The organism is uncultured Holdemanella sp., assembly GCF_934772795.1.
GTDB lineage: Bacteria > Bacillota_I > Bacilli_A > Erysipelotrichales > Erysipelotrichaceae > Holdemanella.
The window spans coordinates 19,625-39,650 of sequence record NZ_CAKVMR010000014.1 but is presented as its reverse complement, the minus strand read 5'-3'; the positions used below and the strand labels follow the sequence as shown (position 1 = coordinate 39,650).

Here is a 20,026-nt window from a genome sequence, read left to right as displayed (position 1 = left end):
TCAACATCTACAAGTGACTCATTAAGCACTAGTACATCAGACTCAACTTCAACAAGCGATTCATTGAGTACAAGTACTTCTGGATCAACTTCAACTAGCGATTCTCTAAGTACAATTACTTCTGATTCAACAAGCTTAAGTGATTCAACAAGTCTAAGTGATTCAACTAGTGAATCATTGAGTACAAGTACAAGTGAATCTACTAGTGAAAGTGCATCAATGTCTTCAAGCATTGCTTCAAGCACTACTGGTGGTGCAGTATCATACAACCGTATTGCGATTGATAATACACGTGCTCCTTTACAAGTAGCTCCAAGAGTTAGTGAGGAAGAAACTGTAGAGGATGATGTAACTCCTAAGGCTAAGGAAGAAACAATCGAAAAAGAAAAAATGCCTAAATCAACATTGGATGTAACTCATAGAGTATGGTGGTCTTGGGTACCAATCGTTGGTGCATTAGTTTCATTGGCAAATGCACATGCTTCTAAAAAGGCAAGAAACGATGCCTCAAAAGAAAGAAACGATGCTTCTAAAGAAAAAGAAGATAAATAAATAAAATAATGATAAAATAACAGTAGCTAATTTTTAGTTACTGTTATTTTTATTTGGGAGTGATGTTTATGAAGGAAAAGACAAATTTGGTTAGAAATAGATGTCTTTTTTCAATTGTTATAGTTGTGATTTATTTTTTATGTCATCGTATTCCTTTAAATGGTATTGATATGAATGTTTATGATAATTTAAGCTTGGATTTAGATGCAATATTAACGATGGCTATTAGTGGTGCAGGAAAGAAATGTTATGTGATGAGTTTAGGTATTTCACCATATATTACAGCTAGTTTAATTGTTTCTATTCTTTTTGCTATGAGAACGAAAGAAGCGAAAATGCGTACTTCTCCTAAAGCAATGAATTACTGGATTACTGGGTTATGTTTTATTATTGCACTTATACAATCTATTTTTTATGCTTTGGAATTAACGTATGTAAATCGTAATTTAACAAGTATTATACTAGCTGTTTTTGAATTAATGGCGGGTGCAAGTATTGCACAATACTTACTAATAAATAATAAAAAATATGGAGTTGGAGGCTTTGCACCAATTATAGTTGTCAATATGTTTGAAACATTAATTCGAACTTTAACAAAGTCTACATTTGTAGATTTGAGAATTCCATTGTTGATTTCACTTGTGATGGTTATCATAATGATTTTTATGGAAATGCATGAAAAGAAAATTCCTCTTCAAAGAGTATCTGTACATAATGTGCATGCAGAAAAGAATTATTTGGCAATAAAATACAATCCAGTTGGTTTCATGGCTTTGATGTTTGGTTCTGGTATCTATATGATTCCTCAACTTATCATTGGCATTATTCATCATTATCACCAGACTGCGACTATAAATTTTTTATATGAGAACTTAAACATGTCTACTGTATTTGGTATGCGAATATATATTGTTATGATGTTCGTGTTTACTATTTTATTAAGTTTATTATTTGTGAATCCGAAAGATTTATCGGAAGATCTTCTTCAAAGTGGAGATAGTATTGTAAATGTACCTGCAGGAAAACCAACGCGTCGTTATATCCGTAAGTGGGTTTTATTATTAAGTTGTGTTAGTGGAGCAATTGTATGTGGATGTTTAATTCTTTGTGCGTATTTACAATTTAATGGGATTGTCGATCCAACTGTCGCAATGCTTCCTACAACATTTATGTTACTTTCAGGATTTATATGTAATATTTATTTAGAAATTCGTGCTTATCATGATTTTGATTCATATAAGCCATTTGTATAGGAGGTTTACGTTATGATTTATTTTGTGCCTTCCTGGTATCATCAGAATGAATATAAAGAAAATGAACAATATTGGTTTAGACGAAGAATGGTGACGGAATTTGATGATAGCGTCAAACAAATTCAGATGTTTAACCGAAATGAAATAATGGAATATAAAATTTTAAATTTTAGTTATTGTCCTAATTTTCGCCATTTTCTTCATAGACAAAGTGTTTTTCATGCACCATATTGGTCTTGTTTTGATGCGATACAAGAAATCAAACGTACAAAAGTCGATATACTTTCGTATCATGATCTTATGTGGCCTGAACATACAGAATTTATTTATACTCCATTTTGTATTTTGGCATATGTAAATAATAATAAGTATGCCGAGGTTCAATTTGGTGAAGATGGAAATATGATTGAAGTTAATTTATTTCAACAGGAAGTTATAGTTCGTAAAAATATTTATGATGACCGTGGTTTTTTATCTTGCACGACAATTTATGATGGGAATTCACCTATATATGAACAATATTTAGATGAAAAAGGAAATTGGAAGATGTGCCGTTTCATTAATGATGGTCATATTGAGGTAAATCCAGAAAATCCTTATTATTTGATAAACAATCAAAGAATAAGAATGAATTCATTGTCTTATCCATCTGTTGAAATGTTGATTGAGGAAGTATCTTCAATTTATTTAAATGAAATGACATCAAAAAATGATATTTTCTGTTTGGCAATGCATACACTTCATCAGAATTTATTAGAAAGATTATTTTTAAACAAAAAGACAATTCTATCTTTCTACCAAAATCGTTTAAAATTAGTGGATGATGATCGATTAAAAACTTTAATTAAAAATACAAATTATTGTATAGTTGATTCGAAATCTAAAATTCATGAATTTGAAAAATATATCGGTAAACGACTTCCAATTGTTGATATTACACCATTTGATACACGAGTAGATTTTGGAATTAGTCAACAATTAACAGTACAAAATATATTGGTACCAATTGATATGATTGAACAATCTAAGTTGGAAGCTTTGATTCTAGTGTTTATGACCTATTTTGAAGTGAACGAAACAGCTAGAGTACATTTCTTTACAAGAAATGCAAATTGGAATCGTGTAGATTCTGTTTTAAACTTTGTACAACAATTTCTGAAAACAAATGGAATGGATGAAAGATTAGCTCGTAAAGAAACAAATGATAAGTCAGAGTTTGATTTGGATGAAGAAAATAAAGTACCTATTAAGTTTTATGTAGATCAATGTGTTGATGAATTAAGTATTTCAAAATGTATACGAGAGCAGCGTATTGTAGTGGATGTCACATCTCAACCTGATCTTTATTTACAAATTTCATGTATTAGTAGTGCAATTCCTCAAATCGTTGCTCATAAAACGCAATATGTGCATCATGGAAAAAATGGATTTATAGTCAAAGATCTTTCTGAAATATATAAAAGCCTAACATATTATTTAGATAATATTACGAACTGGAATAAATCAATGATTTATTCATATGAGTTAAGCAAGCAATACAATACGGCTAGTTTAATTCGTAAATGGAAGGGAGTTATGAAGCAAGTTGAACAAGATTAGTGTTTTACAAGTGGGGAATGAAGATTTAAGTTTAAAGCTTCATGTTCCTGATATAGTAACTTGGAATTATGTAAATGATTTGGATGATGCTGAAGAAAAAGGGTATGATGTATGTCTTTTAAGCCGTAATATTAAAGAAAAAGAGGCGTATATTCTTCAAAAAAAAATACGTGCATATACAATGTTTATACTTGATTCAATTCGTATTGAATCATGGACAAAATGGATCTTTGTTTCAAGAAAAGCAACTAAAATAAGTGAAGAATCTTTTCAAAATTTTTTGGATAAAGATATTCAGCTATTCTTTTCCTATACATATGGAGAAAAATTCAATCCACATTCTTTAGCTATTTCAAAAAGTTTTAAAGGAAAGGTTTTTTGGAATGGATATACAGGAGTTGATTTAGATGGGGATTATGGCGATGACTTCTACCAAATTGCCTTTTGGCGATATAATGTACCTATAAGAAAAGGTGAAACAATTGATTTTTGGCTTGAATATGAAAAAGATGATTCAGTTTCAATAAAGTTAAAAATTGAAAAGTTTGAAATTGGTTCTGTTTCAGCCTTACAAAATAGATGGATATATTCAGAAGAAGATTTAAATGAGATAGTCTATGTTTCTGAAGAGAAGATGGATGGAATGGTCTTTATTTCTTTGCTTGCTAAGGGTAAAGGAAGATTAAAAATTGTTGGATTACATGATCGTCATTCACGAAAAAAATATGGAACTTTTTTGCCTGGTGGAATGCGTTTTGTGACTTCAAAAAGAGAAGAAGTATTTATGTATTTTGATCCGGGTGATCTAAAGCCACCTTTAAATGTGTATTTTAGTGGATATAAAACGCAGGAAGGTTTTGAAGGCTATTATATGATGAGAAAATTTGGTGCTCCATTTTTGTTGATATCTGAAGCTCGTTTAGAGGGTGGAGCCTTTTATTTAGGCGATAAAGAATATGAAGATTATATTGTTTCGGGTATTGAAGATTGTTTAAATCAACTTGGATTTGATCGCTCTCAACTTGTTTTATCTGGACTTTCTATGGGAACCTTTGGAGCTTTATATAATGGTTGTAAATTAAGGCCACATGCGATTTTATTAGGTAAACCATTGGCTAGTTTAGGAGATATTGCTAAAAACGAACGTATTTCTAGACCTGGAGGTTTTCCTACTTCATTAGATGTTTTAGTGAAGAATCACGGAGATATGAGTGATAAATCAATTGATTCATTGAATCATCGCTTTTGGGATTTGTTCGATCAAACGGATTGGTCTCAAACTAAATTTATTGTGTCTTATATGTTAGAAGATGATTATGATATGACGGCTTATAATCGTTTGATTTCTCATATTGATGATGTTGGTGTAGAAATTATTGGTAAGGGTGTTCATGGAAGGCACAACGATGATACGTATAGTATTGTTGCGTGGTTTAAAAATCAATATGATGATATCTTAGAAAAAGATTTTAAACGAGGTGATTTGAATGAAGAATAAGGCTTGGAAAGTAGTATGGAATGAAGATACTTTTGGAACTTATCTTTATGGATCTAAGATCTGGTTTCATTCTCGTGAAGATATTGAATTTGAAAATGAATTGATGCCTCCTGGAACCGTTATAAAGGAATGGTATTCTAAGGTAAACTACCAGATGATGAGAACAGAACCATCATTACCTATTATTGATGGAGAGAGTTCTTATCATATCCAGGTAAATATGAGTGGTTTTGAATCGTATTTAATTCGAATGGTATTTTATGACCGCTATGAAAATGAGGCGGGTACACTTATCATTCGTGAACCAGAAATGGATTTTAAGTGTCCTTTAAAGACATATAGCTATCGTGTGCAGCTGATTAATGCAGGTGGTACTAAGATGCATTTTCATTCTTTTGTGATTACAGAAAGGGAAGAGGATTTGAATGCGTAAGATGGATAAAAAAATTAACTTCCTTTTTGATAAGGTAAAAGAAGAAATTAAGTTTGTTAAGAATTTAAGTGATTTTGAACTTCGAAATAAGACGATTGAATTTAAAAAAAGATTAAAAGCCGGAGAAACAACTGAAGATATTCTTCCTGAGGCGTTTGCGGTATGTTGTGAGGCCGATTATCGCGTATTAGGTATGTTTCCTTTTGATGTTCAAATTTTGGGCGGAATAGCCCTTCATTTGTGTTATTTATGCGAAATGAATACGGGTGAAGGAAAGACTTTAACGGCAACGTTACCTTTATACTTAAATGGATTAACTGGTGAAAGTACAATCTTAGTTACGGCCAATGAATACCTTGCGATTCGTGATGCCAAAGAGATGGGACAGGTTTATAAGTTTTTGGGTTTAAGTGTAACAGCAGGAGTTACTCGAGATACAAACGAACATTTAGACAATAATCAAAAAAAAGAAATATATGCAGCAGATATTGTATATACAACACATGGTGCACTAGGTTTTGATTATTTATTAAATAACTTAGTACATTCTAAAGAAGATCGTTTTATGCGAGATTTTAATTTTATTATTATAGATGAAGCAGATTCGGTATTATTGGATAGTGCAAGTATGCCTTTAGTTATTTCAGGATCTCCTAGGGTACAATCTAATCTATATGGATTAACAGATTTTTTTGTGACTACACTTATAGAAGATGAGCACTACATTATAGAAGATAAAAAGGTTTGGTTAACTAAGGCTGGTATTGAATATGCGAAGCGTTACTTTCGTATAGATAATTTATACAGTAAGGAAAACTTTGATATTTTGAGACATGTCGTATTGGCCTTAAGAGCTCATTATTTAATGGATAAGGATGTAGATTATGTAGTAACTGATAAAGGTGAAATCGTATTACTAGATAAGAGTACGGGACGTAAGATGAATGGTATGAAACTTCGTGGTGGATCTCACCAAGCGATTGAAGAAAAAGAACATTTAAAGATCAGTCAGGAACAGCGTTCAGTAGCTTCAATCACATATCAAAATTTATTTAACTTATTTCCTAAAATGGCAGGTATGAGTGGAACAATTGCGGATGGGAAAGATGAACTTTTAGAAGTTTATCATAAACGTGTAATTGTTATACCGCCAAGAAAGCCTATGATCCGTAAAGATGTGCCGGATAAGTATTTTAAAACGAGTGAAGAACAATTTGATGCGGTAATCAAAGAAACGGTAAAAAGACATAAAACAGGACAGCCTGTGTTATTGATCGCATCATTGATTTCGGATACGGAAATGTTGTCAAAATTATTGGTGCAAGAAAATATTGAGCATAGTGTATTGAATGCGAATAATGCGTTCTGGGAAGCGGAAATTATTAAAGAAGCTGGTCAGAAAAATGTCGTGACAGTGGCTACAAGTATGGCTGGTCGTGGTACGGATATTCATTTGGGTCCGGGTGTTAAAGAACTTGGTGGTTTATGTGTATTAGGAATTGGTCGAATGAGTAATACACGTGATGAAAGACAGGCAAGAGGTCGTGCAGGACGTCAGGGTGAACCAGGCGTATCAATTTTCTATACTTCATTAGAGGATGATGTATGTACAATTTTAGGTGAGGATTTCTTAGAAAAATATATTGATAAAGGTAAATATATTTCAAAAAGAAAAATTAAGCATTTAATAAACAAATGTCAAAAAATAAAGGATGAGTCTTCTGCTTTCCAAAGAAAAAATTCAGTAAATTACGATAGTGTTATGCAACGCCAAAGAACGATTATGTATAAAACTCGTAATGATTTATTAGATGGAAAGAACTTAAATGAAAAAAATCTTCTTATGATTTGTGAGGATAATGTCAAAAATTATATAAGTTCAAATAAAAAGCTAGATTCTTTTGAGATACATCGTTATATTCTAGACAATTTATCATATCGACTACAAGAGTTGGATATGGATGTGAAAAATAAAAAAGATTATTTAATTAAATACTCGAAATTTGCGTTCATGAATAAGAAACAATTATTAGGCGATCGTTTCCCAGAATATTGTCGTCTTTGTACATTAAAAGCCTTAGATGATGGTTGGATTGAAGAGGTTGACTACTTGCAGCAGTTACAGGCAGCCATTTCTGGTCGTTCTACAGCACAGCGTAATCTTTTATATGAATACCAAAGGGAGGCAAGACTTTCTTTTAGAGATATGGAAAAATCTATCAAAAAGGCAATGATTCGTAATATTTTACTAGGAGAAGTTTCATTTGGTAAAGACAACGAGATGATAATATTGTATCCTTAAGGAAAGGAGTTTTTAGGGTTATGATTTATAATTTTAACTTAGGCATTGGCTGGGCAAGTAGTGGTGTTGAATATGCCCAGATCTATCGTGCTAGAATGTTTAGAAATATTGGTGTTGATGCCAAATTTGTATTTACAGATATGTTTCCACAAGAAAATATCGAGCATATGACGAAGAATATTGGATTTGAAGATTCTGAGGTCATTTGGTTATATACTTTCTTTACGGATTTTAAAACAGCACCTGTGACTTATACTTTAAGTGATTTAGAAAAGACATTTAGTAATCAAGATTATACAAAAAAACGCGAAGGCAAGATTTGTCGTTATGTGTTTAATGGAAATAATAATTTCTATACGGCCTATATGGTCAATGATCATGATGACTATGTGCATCGTGTAGAATTGGTTTCCAATGGATTCTTGATTCGAAAGGATTATTTTACATATGGACGTGTGTATTCAGAATATTATGCACCATTAGATAATAAGGCTCATTTATATCATCGTCGTTTCTTTAATGAAAATGGCAGTGTTGCCTATGAAGAAATCAATGATGATGATCGTGTGATGTATAAGTTTAAAGATAAGATTCTTTGTTCGAAAGAAGAATTTGTAGGTTATATGGTATCTCAATTAAATCTTACTAGTGATGATATAGTAATTATTGATCGTGCTACTGATATTGGACAATCTATTTTGATGAATTGTAAACCTGCTAGAGTAGGAATCATTGTACATGCAGATCATTTTAGTGAAAAAGATACAAATGAGGATTATATTTTATGGAATAATTATTATGAGTATGACTTTAATATGTATAAACATATTGACTTTTATGTATGTGCAACACAAGCTCAGAGTGATTTGTTGAAAGCACAATTCGAAAAATATTATGGTATTATCCCTTGTGTATATACGATTCCTGTAGGATCTTTAGCAGAATTGAAATATCCAAAAGATAGAAGAAAACCATTCTCTTTGATTACAGCTAGTCGACTGGCAAGTGAAAAACATATTGATTGGATTTGTAAGGCTGTGATTCAAGCAAAATCAGAATATTCAGAATTGTCTTTAGATATTTATGGAGTAGGAGCTGAAAGAACAAAGCTTGAAAATATAATTCGTGATCATCAAGCACAAGATTATATTCATTTGATGGGTCAACATGATTTGAGTGAAGTCTACCAGAATTATGAGGCTTATATTGCGGGAAGTACAAGTGAAGGTTTTGGACTTACTTTAATGGAAGCTGTTGGTGGAGGATTACCAATCATTGGTTTTGATGTTCGTTATGGAAATCCTACATTTATTCGTGATGGGGAAAATGGATATTTAATGCCTTTACCTGAAGAGGATAAGGATCGTGTTGAAGCATTAAGAAAGGGTATTGTAGATTTATTTAAACAAGACCTAGAAAAGTGTCACGAAGTATCTTATTCTGTAGCTCAGGATTTCTTAACTAGTAATGTACAAGAAAAATGGAGGGAAGCTGTATGTTAGAAACTCCAGTTGTGTTATTAGATAATTTTGATGAAGATAGTCAAATGCTTTATCAAAGTATGCGTTCTTCTGGATTTAGTGGTCCTATTATTACGTTTAGTGATGATGGATATTTACCAGAGGATGTAATGAGTATTTATGCGTATTATTGTGGTAAAAAAGAGGGTGGAAAGCCTAGATATTTTAACCAGATTGATGTTCCGGATTATTGGGAAATCAAGGCGAGTAATACGGGTGGTCAAGTCTTTGATTTAAATCATGAAAGAGGTAAGATTTTCTTTACTTCTTCTTTACATAAAAGACTTGTCAAGATTGTAGATTGGTATGATGATACACATGTAGCTCGTGTGAGTGATCACTACAATAAATATGGTTTCTTATATGCGAGAACGATTTTTAATAAAAAAGGACAATTAGTTTCTCGTAGTTATTATGATGTGTCAGGCAATGAAAAAGTGGTTGAGAATTTTGTGACGCATGACATTATTTTAAATCAAGATAATAAGGTATATATCTTTAAGAATAAAGTTGAATTTGCGAAACATTTATTTACTGAATTGGATGTATATCCAACAAGATTATTCTATAACTCCTTATCAAATCCATTCTTTGTATCGGAAAGCTTAGAAGATTGTGAACATAGTGATGTCTTGTTCTGGCAAGAGGGTTATAGAGAAGATATTCCTGGTAATATGCAGGTGATTCTAGATGGAAATTCTAGACGTACTTCTAAGATTTTTGTTCAAAAGAAGGATTCTTACGAAAAGCTTGTTTCATTAGGTGCAAATAGTAATATTGTCAAACCTTTGGGTTATGTATATAACTTTGAAAAAGAAAATGGACATTCGAATAATGTCTTGATTTGTACAAACTCAGATCGTATTGAGAAATTGGATGAGTTAGTAAATGCACTACCAAACATGAAATTCCATGTTTGTGCATTAACAGAGATGTCACAAAAGTTGATGTCTTTTGAAAAATATGATAATGTACGTTTGTATCCAGGATGCAAGGCAAGTGAGATCTTAGATTTATTCAATACGTGTGACTACTTCTTAGATGTCAACTATGAGAATGAAATCGTCGATGCCACAAAAGAAGCATTCTTACATAATCTGTTGATTCTTGGATTTAATCAAACAATCCATAATCGCAAGTATGTATTGCCAAACTTTGTCTTTGATGCGAATAACTACCAAGATATGGTAAAAGTGATTCAGGATGCGTCTCATTTAGATTTAAATCTAGAAAGACAAAGAAAAATGGCTATGACACAAAATGTGCAAGATTATAGAAATATTTAGAAGGGAAGGGTTTTTATGTTTAGTACATTTAACACATTAATGGTAATCGTAGTATTGGAGGCAATCTGTTGTTTATACAGTGTTACTCTAGCTTACTTAAGTGATAAGAAATTTAGTAAAGTCTTAAACTTGATTATGGCAGCTATCTGGGCTATTGCAGCAGTTTTGAATGTAGTAGGATTCTAGGCTTAGAGTATAATCTAAGCCTTTTTTAAGGTGATTTATGTTAGAGAGAATTAAAGAAAATCCGTTGGATTACAAAGGATATTTAGAATACGCGAAATATTTAGAAAATGTGAATTTAAAACAAGCATATTTAACATACGAAAACGCATTATTTTATTGTCAAGACGAATTGATTCGAATTGAAATTCAAAATAAACTAGATGAAATTGCATATAGACAAGGTAAAGTAGAACCAGCATCCATTGTAATTTTAAGTTACAATAATCGTCAATTAACACAACAATGTATTGAAAGCATACGAGAAACAACTCCGGAATCTGCTAGAGAAATCGTAATTGTAGATAACAATTCACAAGATGATAGTGTTGAATATCTTAGACAACAAAATGATATTGTATTGGTAGAGAACGATTTTAACGCAGGCTTTCCAGGTGGATGTAACATTGGAATCAAAGCTTCAAGAAAGGAAAATGATATCTTCTTACTAAATAATGACACGATTCTTTGTGCTAATAGTTTATATACTTTACGTATGGGCTTATATGAAAAAGAAAACTATGGCGCAGCTGGGAGTATGTCTGAAAGAGCATGTAATCACCAAGGATTTGCTAGAAATGTAAATATAGATGAAGATAAAAAATTTGCGCTAAAAGTGAACGTTCCAAGTTCAAATATGTGTGAAATTAAAATGATTCTTATTGGATATGCGGTTTTAATTAAAAGACATGTATTAGAAGAAGTTGGATATTTAGATGAAAGATATTTTCCAGGAAATAAAGAAGATGAAGATTTTGGATTAAGAGTGCTCATGGCTAATTATCAAAATGTTCTTGTGCATAATTCGTTTCTCATCCATTATGGAGGATTATCTTTTAATAAGACAAATCGTTCGGCAATACAAAAGACGAATATTTTGAAATTTAATGAAAAGTTTGGCTTTGATAATAATTATTCAGGGTATACTTTGTTTTCTGAACAATATACACGTTGCTATGAGCGTTTTATTGATAAACTTAGCCCTTCATCAAAAATACTAGATGTGAATTGTGAAATGGGGGCTAGAATGGCACATTTAGCATATGAACATCCCAATATTGACTTTTATGGCTTAGATCAATCTATACAATGTGCAACGATATCTTCGCATTTAGAGGGAGTGCATATTGAACACTATTTTGATATAGAGAACAATCCGTTTAGATCTATGAAGTTTGATTTGATTGCGTTAGATTGTTCTAAGATCGAGAAGGATGAATTGTCAAAGTATTTTTCTGTTTTGAAGGATATGTTGAGTGATACGGGTAAATTAATGGTTTTGGCAAAAAATCAATCTTACTATATGAATTGGTATCCGATTATGATGGGTGATACAAAATCATCGTTATCATCTGATGCAGTTTATTGTAAGGATATTGATGAGATGATGGTTAGTCATGATTTGAAAGTTGAATCATGGATCTTCTATTTTGGAAATGTTAGTGAAGATATGAAATCAAAGATTGAAGCTATTCAAAATATTATTGGTAAAGATAGTAAATTCTTAATAGAAAGTACTGCATATATATTGCATAAATAAATCTTGAGTGTTTTTGTTTCTTTATGAAAACATCGCTTACAAATGGGTCGTACTCACCACTTTTTGGTGAAAACGGCCTTTTTTAGTGGCAAAATTTGCTTTTTTTTTAGAATTGTGTATAGTATTAAGTGTTGTTGTTCATTTTTTAGGGACAACCGTCTCGTATTTTATGAGGCCAAGGGGGAAGATTGGAGGGTGTTTTGAACTTTATAAAAGAAGAAAATTTAGAGAGTAGTGTAGTAAGAAAAGGATTGGTTTCGGGTTTATTGTTGTCGACATTAGCATTGACATTACTTACAACATCATCAGTTATTGGGGAAGAAAGTAAGGTTTATGCCAAAACGAATAATGCGGATACAAACATTTTAATGCGTGTGGATACAAAAAACGGAACGGAAGAGTTAAAAAAGAAATTCGAAGAACAGATTCAAGATATCGAGGAAGAATCTAGCAAGAAACAAGAAGAGTCGAAAAGCGTTGAAGAAATGATCTTAGAGCAGCCAGAGTTATTGAATGATACAACATTCGTTCAAAATAATTATAATGCGGTTACTCAGGTCGTTTATTCGCAACCATCATTAACGCAATATGTAAGTAATGCGAATGCACTTACTGCTGCAGGTGGCGTTTATTATGGGCCTAATGGAAAGGAAACATACTACAACTTAAATATGTCAGGGGTAATCGACATTATGCGTGGTATGGGAAACAATGATAATTATTGGGTTCGTGAAGATGGTGCGAAGATGTTAGGGGATTATGTTATTGTGGCAGCCGATTTAAATAAGTATCCTAGAGGATCTATTGTAGATACTTCATTAGGACAGGGAATCGTCTGTGATACAGGTAGTTTTACGCAAAATTCAGATACTCAATTAGATATTGCGACAGACTGGTAATATATATGAGTAAGAGTAGAAGTTATGTGCTTCTACTTTTTTTTATGCTTTTGAGGTATAATCTTGTCAGGAGGATTTTATTATGGTTTTAATTATTGTGATTGTATTAATCGTCTTGTTGGTATTGTTTGTGATGTCAAGCTACAACAAGCTAGTTCGTTTATCAAATAGAGTGGATGAAGGCTTCTCTACAATGGATGTGTATTTGAAGAAGCGTTTTGATTTGATTCCTAACTTGGTTGAAACCGTGAAGGGGTATGCGAAACATGAGGCGGATACATTGAGTTCAGTGATTGCCCAGAGAAATATGGCGAAAACTTCAAAGGATGTCATGGATAGTGAGAATAAGATCACAAATGCCATTCAGGGAATTTTTGCGGTGGCTGAACAATATCCGGATTTAAAGGCCAATACGAATTTTATGGATCTTCAAAATCAATTGAAGTTAGTTGAGGAGGATATCGCAAATTCTCGTAAATACTATAATGCGTTAGTTCGTGAATATAATGATGTGATTATGAGTGTTCCTACAAATATCATTGCGTCTTTATTCCATTTTGAAAAGAAAACAATGTTTGAAGTGGCCAATGCTTCTGAAAGAGAAAATGTTCAAGTTAAATTTTAAGAAGGTCTTTGCCTTCTTATTCGCATTTATTTTATGTTTTGGATGTATCGATATATATGCCGATGATGGGGGATATACGATTAGTGACTATACAGTAAATGCGACGTATCATAAAAACAATACGATTGATGTCAAGGAAGTGATTGATGTCAATTTCTCAAGTTATCGTCATGGGATTTATCGTAATATTCCGGAAACGATGTATATCAATCGAAATGAAAAGTATAAGTTAAAGATTCAAGATATCAACGTATTAAATGATGAGTATGAGGTAGATAGTGATTCAGGTAATCGTGTGATTCAAATTGGTAGTGAAGACTATACGATCATTGGCCCACATACATATACTTTGACATATACGATTGTCATTCCTGAAGATTATCATTCCGACTTGGATTTTATCTATTATTCAGTTCTTGGAAATAATTGGGATACAACCATTTCGCATTTTAGTTTTGATATTCAGTTTGAAAAGGCTTTGACAGAAAAAGAAATGTCAAACATTCAAGTCTTTAGTGGAAGTCTAGGAAATCAATCGAATGATTTAAATGTGACTCCCATTATTACTTCTAATTCTATTAGTGGTTCTGCCTATGATATTGGTGCTAAACAAGCCATTACTCTTTTTGGTCAATTAAGACAAGGCTATTTTGTAGGAGCTAAACAAACGACTTCAAAGACTCCATTCATCTTTTTAGGCTTGGCCATTCTATTTGGCTTATACAGTTTGATTCGTGCTCTTCTTTTAAAGAAAGCGCATATTACGCCAATTGTGAATTTCTATCCACCAAAAGATATGGATCCAGCTATGGTTGGAACGATTGTGGATGAGTCTGTGGATCAAGAGGATTTAATGGCCTTGATTCCATATTGGGCAAGTAAAGGGTATTTAACCATTTCTGAAACGGAGGATGACTTGGTTCTTACAAAAGTAGAGAATCATGAACCGCCTATTTTAAAACATCAAAAGAAAATTTATAACGGATTGTTTAAAACAAAAAGCAGTGTGAAATTATCGAAACTATCAAGTAAGTTTGGTAAGGCTATGGATGATGCCAAAGAAGCTTTGAATGATGAATTTAGTGGAGATAAAAAATTATCAAGTATTGATCATGGGTTTGTGACAACCATTCTAGCTATGATTTGTATGGTTGTAAGTATCTTATTTAATACGCGCTATAGTATTGTAGATAATTTGATTGAAACTATATTAGCTACATTTAGCTTTGTGCTTATGATGGTCATGAACTATTCTGTAGCTGCTTCTAGTGTATTTAATAAGAATAAACTAGGTGTATTAAAGAAAGTATTAAGTATTGCGTTTATCTTAATTCTTGCATACTTTATATACCGTCAATGCGATTCAATTCTAAGTATTGTTTCTTTTGAATACATGATGGTCGGTATTGTGGTTGTTTCACTTCCAATTCTATTGAGTCCTCGATTTAATGTAGTGAGCGAGTACTTTAAGAGTGTTGCGGGAGATTTATTAGGCTTTAAGGACTTTATTGAAAAGGCTGAGGTACCACAATTGGAAAGATTGTCTAAGGAAAATCCTTCATATTATTATGATGTGATTCCATATGCGATGGTCTTTGGATTATCTGAAATGTGGACAAAGAAATTTAGTACGATTCCTTTGGCACAACCTGATTGGTATGACTCTTATTATTCAGATCCATATACTTCTTATTTCTATTACAGAATGCTTACAAGAAGAATGTATGATCCAATCCATCAGAATTTATTGGATTATCAAACAGAACAAATGAAAAGTACAGCCGATAGCATGGGCTCTAGCTTTGGTGGCTTCTCTGGTGGAGGCGCCGGTGGCGGAGGCGGCGGAAGCTGGTAATAGATGAACTGTGTACTGTGGTAGGTGTTATGCACCTACCTTTATTTGTACGCAATTTAAATAGAAATGGGTAGGTGTTCAGACCTATCCTTAGTATACGGGTGCAAAGCAATTTCTTTTGGTACTCCAAAATTAGATAGGGTCGACTAAAAGTTGGCTTTAAAAGATGTAGGGTTGAAAACCCTATGAGTGTTTAAAGGATTAACTAGGGAGCAGATCATTACAAATTGGATCTTTTAATATGTGTTCTATTCCTCGCTTACGGTTGAACAGAGGTTGGAACAATGATAAAATTTGGTTGGGACAATAGTGAACACATGTGTTCACATTTCATAGTTTAAAAGTAATGGATTGGAGTAGTGCTTATGGAAGATAAAATTGGAACCGATGAATATGGGGAAATACTTATATATCAGACTGATGATGGGCAGACAAATATAGAAGTTAAAATAGAAGATGATACAGTGTGGCTGACACAACAGCAGCTTACTGAATTATATCAATGCAGTAAATCAAATATAAGTGAACATATAAAGCATATATTCGAAGAAGGGGAGCTGGATAAGGATTCAGTTGTTCGGAAATTCCGAACAACTGCAGATGATGGAAAAACATATAATGTTACTTATTACAATTTAGATATGATTATCTCTCTTGGATACCGTATTAAATCAGTGATTGCAACAAGATTCAGGCAGTGGGCAACACAGCGGTTAAAAGAATATATGATTAAGGGATTTACGATAGATGACGAGCGCTTGAAAGGAAATAGTGGAGGAAATTACTGGAAAGAGTTACTTGACAGAATCAGGGATATTAGATCTTCAGAAAAGGTCTTGTATCGTCAGGTTCTTGATTTGTATGCTACGAGTGTAGATTACGATCCTCATAGCGAAGAGTCTGTTAAATTCTTTAAAATTGTTCAGAATAAACTTCACTATGCAGCACATGGTCATACTGCAGCAGAGGTTATATATCAGCGGGTAGATGCAGAAAAGCCGTTTATGGGACTTACTTCATTTGCCGGAGAATTACCAGCATTAAAGGATATAGGAATTGCAAAGAATTATCTTGAAGAAAATGAACTCAAAGTATTAAACAATCTTGTATCTGGTTATTTTGATCTGGCTGAAATTAATGCAATTGAACATAAACCAATGTATATGGATGATTATGTAAAGCAGCTGGATAGTGTGTTGTCATCAGGAAACAGAAAGCTTTTAACTGGTTCCGGTTCTGTAAGTCATAAACAGGCATTGGAGAAAGCAAAGTCAGAATACAGAAAATATCAGGAGATTACTTTGACACCAGTCGAAAAAGCATATCTTGAAAGCATTAAAGAGGTTTCCAAGGAAGTAAAAAGAAAATAGCTTGTATAATGAATTGGAGGGCATATATAATGCTTATTATTAGCGTATGATATGAGCATAAGGAACAAAATTAGTTGGAAGCAAAGCATGAGTGGATTTACATTGAGTACATTGGATATGTTGAACAGGTATTTCAATGTTACAATCACCACTGGTAATATCATCAATAATCACAAATATTTTGTAGTGTCCATATAAGATAAAAAGTCCAACGACACTACAAACAGGACAATGTAAAGAAAGCAGATCAATCGAAGCAACAAAAGCCTGATAATCATTTTCATTCAAAATCATGTTGAAGTCGTTGGTAATTTTCAGCATCATAATATTGTCTAAGAGGACGGGTAGAAATCGCAACTTTGGTCGGTGAAGGATTTCTACCTTTTTTATTTACGTCCAATCCTTTCTAAAAATACTGTAACAAAAAAGATAGAGAGTAAACCCTAGAAGTGTTTAAAGGTCTTCACTTTCTTAAAGTAAAAATTCCTATGACTTTTAAAGGGTGATTTATCCCTATATAATTTTAGATATTTTTTCTTTTACCTTTCTTGAATATTTAAGATTTTACAGTGGATCTAAAGAGGTTTAAAAAAATAGATAATTCTTATACTTAAAATGGTTGTCTTTCATACTAGATGAAACCGGAAAATAGGGAAGATAATCTGTCATAAGCTGGCATGTCCATGTTAGAGAATGTGCATGGTGCAATAGATGAACTCCTAGTTTTTTGGTATTCGTGCTAGATGCGTATCGAAGTTTGAAATGTGCATGATAAGTGTCTTTGAAAAATGGTCCACCTTGTACTAGCGTCGTATACGTCGTAAGTTTAAGGTATAAATCTGCGAAAGGATTGATTATAAGCTTTTCAAAGAAGGGCGCACCTTGGGAAAATGTATGCATAGAATCTTTTCATTCAACAATTTAAAGAGAATGGTTAAATCGTACTTTGAATTATGCATATGATTTGTGTTTCGAATATATTGAAATATTCTACAACACAATACGAATTCATAGTCAATGTGGTTATGAATCGCCAAATCAATATGAGAATAATTACTATTCAAAGCATTAGAATTTAAAAATTATCTATTTTATGAGTCATTCTTGACATAGTACCAGACAAATGACAAGCATAAAAAAATGAGCATCACTATATGTGACACTCATTTAACAAGAACTGTCAGATATTTGTCCTTGATTTTTGGATCCTTTTAATTATTGAGCATTCATCTTTTGACGATATAAGTTACGACGATCTAGAGCTGTTAAACCTTTTTTACGGATACGAATTGCATCTGGTGTAACTTCTACTAATTCATCATCGTTGATCCACTCTAATGCTTCTTCTAGAGAGAAGATTTTTGGTGGAGTTAATAACATCGCTTCATCACGACCACTTGAACGGATGGCAGTTAATTTCTTGTTCTTTAATGGGTTCACATCCAAATCGATGTTTTTAGAACTTTGACCAATGATCATACCTTCATAAACTGGTGTTTGTGGAGAAATGAATAATTGACCACGTTCTTGAAGGTTCCATAATGCGTAAGTCATAGCTTCACCTGTTTCAGTTGAAATCATAGCACCTTCCATACGTTGTGCGATTTCTCCTTTATATGGTTCATAACCACTAATACGACGTACTAATGTACCTTCACCGTGTGTATCATTGATAAATTCAGAACGGAAACCTAATAGTCCACGAGTAGGTGCTGTATAGACGATCTTAACATATCCATTTTCTTCAGACATGTCTTGCATAACACCCTTACGAAGATTTAATTTGTTGATGATGGTTCCTGAATATTCTTCTGGAGCTAAACATACAACTTCTTCGATTGGCTCTACTTTGTGTCCATTTTCATCTTTGTGTAGGATAACCTCTGGCTTAGAAACAGCTAGTTCATATCCTTCACGACGCATATTTTCAATCAATACAGAAATATGTAATTCACCACGACCACTGACTTTGAAGCAATCGGCTGAATCGGTTGGTTCAACCTTTAAACCAACGTTTACTTCTAGTTCTTTTTCAAGTCTTTCTTTTAAGTTACGACTTGTCACGTACTTACCACTTTGTCCGGCGAATGGACTTGAGTTTACGTGGAAGTTCATAGATAGTGTTGGTTCTTCAATTTCAATGTGTTCCATTGGTTCAATGTGATCGGCTGTACAGATTGTATCACCAATACTAATATCTGGCATACCCGCGATAACTACGATATCACCAGAGTGTGCTTCTTGAACACTTGTTCTAGATAATCCTTTGTATACGAATAACTTAGATAAGCTTTCTTTGGCATTCAATCCAGATTGGTTACAACGAATGTATTGTTGGCCTTGTTTTAGAACACCAGAATATAAACGTCCAATTCCTAAACGACCAATGTATTCATCATATGCCAAGGCAGATACTTGCATTTGAAGAGGTTCTTCATCCATATCTGGATATACATCACAATGTTTTAAGATTGTATCGAATAATGGGTCGATGTTGTCGCTAGGTGTTTTAAGGTCGTATTGAACGCGTCCTTCTCTAGCTACACCATAAAGGATAGGGAAGTCTAATTGTTCGTCGTTGGCATTTAAGTCTAAGAACAATTCGTAAACTTCATCGACAACTTCTTCAGCTCTTTGGTCTTTCTTATCGATTTTGTTGATCAATAGAATTGGTTTTAATCCAATTTCCAAAGCCTTTGATAATACGAAACGAGTCTGAGGCATTGGACCTTCACTCGCATCAACCAATAAGATAACTGTATCTACGGTACGGATAATACGTTCAACTTCACTTGAGAAGTCGGCGTGGCCTGGCGTATCTACAATATTAATTTTTACACCGTTATGAATAACGGAACAGTTTTTAGAATAAATCGTAATTCCACGTTCACGTTCTAGATCGTTTGAGTCCATGATACAGTTTACAACTTCTTCGTTGTCACGGAAAACATCACTCTGTCTTAAAAACGCATCTACTAACGTACTTTTACCGGCATCAACGTGGGCGATAACGGCAATGTTAAGAATTTTTTCTTTATTGGACATACTGTCACTCACTTTCCTGTCAAAAAC

Annotated in this window: 17 protein-coding genes; 15 read left to right on the top strand and 2 right to left on the bottom strand. The window is 32.9% G+C overall.

Annotated features, from left to right (window positions below):
- The 14 genes from Q0F04_RS04315 to Q0F04_RS04250 form a co-directional block, all read left to right on the top strand.
- A partial coding sequence (locus Q0F04_RS04315) for a hypothetical protein (RefSeq protein ID WP_295750561.1) occupies window positions 1–552 on the top strand: 552 nt, incomplete at its 5' end.
- 68 nt (window positions 553–620) lie between these two features.
- Window positions 621–1,805, top strand: coding sequence for a hypothetical protein (locus Q0F04_RS04310; RefSeq protein ID WP_295750558.1), 1,185 nt, complete (start codon window positions 621–623; stop codon window positions 1,803–1,805).
- Window positions 1,806–1,817: 12 nt separating this feature from the next.
- On the top strand, window positions 1,818–3,404 hold the full coding sequence (gene asp1, locus Q0F04_RS04305) for an accessory Sec system protein Asp1 (protein WP_295750556.1): 1,587 nt from the start codon (window positions 1,818–1,820) through the stop codon (window positions 3,402–3,404).
- The gene (gene asp2 / locus Q0F04_RS04300) at window positions 3,391–4,902 is read left to right on the top strand and encodes an accessory Sec system protein Asp2 (protein WP_295750553.1); all 1,512 of its coding nucleotides are present in this window, start codon (window positions 3,391–3,393) and stop codon (window positions 4,900–4,902) included. Before asp1 ends, asp2 begins: the two co-directional genes overlap by 14 nt.
- On the top strand, window positions 4,892–5,335 hold the full coding sequence (asp3, locus tag Q0F04_RS04295) for an accessory Sec system protein Asp3 (protein ID WP_295750550.1): 444 nt from the start codon (window positions 4,892–4,894) through the stop codon (window positions 5,333–5,335). The genes asp2 and asp3 overlap by 11 nt, the downstream gene beginning before the upstream one ends.
- Window positions 5,328–7,637 carry an accessory Sec system translocase SecA2 gene (gene secA2 / locus Q0F04_RS04290; RefSeq protein ID WP_295750547.1) on the top strand — a complete coding sequence of 770 codons (2,310 nt, stop codon included), beginning with the start codon at window positions 5,328–5,330 and terminating at the stop codon, window positions 7,635–7,637. The genes asp3 and secA2 overlap by 8 nt, the downstream gene beginning before the upstream one ends.
- 20 nt (window positions 7,638–7,657) lie before the next feature.
- Entirely contained in the window at window positions 7,658–9,139 is a 1,482-nt protein-coding gene (gene gtfA, locus Q0F04_RS04285) for an accessory Sec system glycosyltransferase GtfA (protein WP_295750544.1), read from the top strand.
- Window positions 9,133–10,443: an accessory Sec system glycosylation chaperone GtfB gene (gene gtfB, locus Q0F04_RS04280; protein WP_295750541.1), complete on the top strand. Its 1,311-nt coding sequence runs from the start codon at window positions 9,133–9,135 to the stop codon at window positions 10,441–10,443. Before gtfA ends, gtfB begins: the two co-directional genes overlap by 7 nt.
- A gap of 15 nt (window positions 10,444–10,458) precedes the next feature.
- The gene (locus Q0F04_RS04275; RefSeq protein WP_154556262.1) at window positions 10,459–10,629 is read left to right on the top strand and encodes a hypothetical protein; all 171 of its coding nucleotides are present in this window, start codon (window positions 10,459–10,461) and stop codon (window positions 10,627–10,629) included.
- Between the two features lie 37 nt (window positions 10,630–10,666).
- Window positions 10,667–12,205 (top strand): glycosyltransferase family 2 protein, encoded by a 1,539-nt coding sequence (locus Q0F04_RS04270; protein ID WP_295750537.1) that lies wholly within the window; start codon window positions 10,667–10,669, stop codon window positions 12,203–12,205.
- A 200-nt stretch (window positions 12,206–12,405) separates the two neighbouring features.
- Complete coding sequence (locus Q0F04_RS04265; protein ID WP_295750534.1) at window positions 12,406–13,104, top strand: hypothetical protein; 699 nt, start codon at window positions 12,406–12,408, stop codon at window positions 13,102–13,104.
- Window positions 13,105–13,186: 82 nt separating this feature from the next.
- Window positions 13,187–13,729: a LemA family protein gene (locus tag Q0F04_RS04260; protein ID WP_295750531.1), complete on the top strand. Its 543-nt coding sequence runs from the start codon at window positions 13,187–13,189 to the stop codon at window positions 13,727–13,729.
- Window positions 13,710–15,584, top strand: a complete 1,875-nt coding sequence (locus tag Q0F04_RS04255) for a DUF2207 domain-containing protein (RefSeq protein WP_295750527.1) — start codon at window positions 13,710–13,712, stop codon at window positions 15,582–15,584. The genes Q0F04_RS04260 and Q0F04_RS04255 overlap by 20 nt, the downstream gene beginning before the upstream one ends.
- Window positions 15,585–15,949: 365 nt before the next feature.
- Entirely contained in the window at window positions 15,950–16,954 is a 1,005-nt protein-coding gene (locus tag Q0F04_RS04250; RefSeq protein ID WP_295750525.1) for a virulence RhuM family protein, read from the top strand.
- 39 nt (window positions 16,955–16,993) lie between these two features.
- Here Q0F04_RS04250 and Q0F04_RS04245 read toward each other — a convergent pair whose 3' ends face one another.
- Window positions 16,994–17,278 carry a hypothetical protein gene (locus Q0F04_RS04245; RefSeq protein WP_295750522.1) on the bottom strand — a complete coding sequence of 95 codons (285 nt, stop codon included), beginning with the start codon at window positions 17,276–17,278 and terminating at the stop codon, window positions 16,994–16,996.
- A 622-nt stretch (window positions 17,279–17,900) separates the two neighbouring features.
- Here Q0F04_RS04245 and Q0F04_RS11900 point away from each other — a divergent pair.
- Entirely contained in the window at window positions 17,901–18,026 is a 126-nt protein-coding gene (locus Q0F04_RS11900) for an IS3 family transposase (protein ID WP_366510369.1), read from the top strand.
- Between the two features lie 143 nt (window positions 18,027–18,169).
- On the opposite strand, the gene typA is transcribed toward Q0F04_RS11900, so the two are convergent.
- A complete protein-coding gene (gene typA, locus Q0F04_RS04240; protein ID WP_003865225.1) occupies window positions 18,170–19,999 on the bottom strand; it encodes a translational GTPase TypA in 1,830 nt (609 codons plus the stop codon).
- Window positions 20,000–20,026 lie beyond the last annotated feature (27 nt).